Origin of the sequence: Acinetobacter sp. Colony158 (assembly GCF_019264745.1) — a bacterium.
In the GTDB taxonomy this organism is placed as follows: Bacteria; Pseudomonadota; Gammaproteobacteria; order Pseudomonadales; family Moraxellaceae; genus Acinetobacter; species Acinetobacter ursingii.
This window is the reverse complement of record NZ_CP078523.1, coordinates 3143462-3144020: the sequence shown is the minus strand read 5'-3', so window position 1 is coordinate 3144020 and position 559 is coordinate 3143462. Positions and strand designations below refer to the sequence as shown.

Annotated in this window: 1 protein-coding gene; it reads right to left on the bottom strand. The window is 36.9% G+C overall.

The genetic code is table 11. From position 1 onward, the window contains the following. The coding region (locus JR005_RS15315) for an IS982 family transposase (protein WP_228731807.1) at positions 1-559 on the bottom strand (559 nt) is incomplete at both ends.

The following is a 559-nucleotide window of genomic DNA, read 5'->3' as shown; positions in this document are numbered from 1 at the left end:
GCATAAAGCTTTGCGTCTAGGCCTTCAACCAATTGTTCAACCATTTTTATGTCAGCAACATGCCCATTAGATAAGCCTGAGCTAACGATCTCACCGAATTGATTCATCACGATATGTAACTTACAGCCATAAAACCATCCCATTGAACTTTTACCGCGAGATGCAATCTTGGCTAATGATTTATGACGCTGAATACGCTGATTTTTACAGACAGGCAGAGTCGTTGAATCAATCCATAAATATTGTTTGTATTCACCTTTCATCAAAGCGACATGTAAAGCATGTAGAGCTAATTGATGCATATTGATCAGGTGAATCATCCTTTGGTAACAGGGTAAGCGTTTAAATAAATGATTTTTATCCTGCTTCAACCATGAAAAGAAAGCTTTGAAATTGTTGAAATGAGAACACTTATACCAAATAGCGATAAAATGTATTTCTGAGAGACTCAGCTGGGCTGGTCGAATTCTTACAGAGCGACGACTTTGTTTGAGAAACTTCCAATAAGTTGCTTCAAATTTAAGAAAGAAATCATCAATGATGCAGAATAATTCGGTAC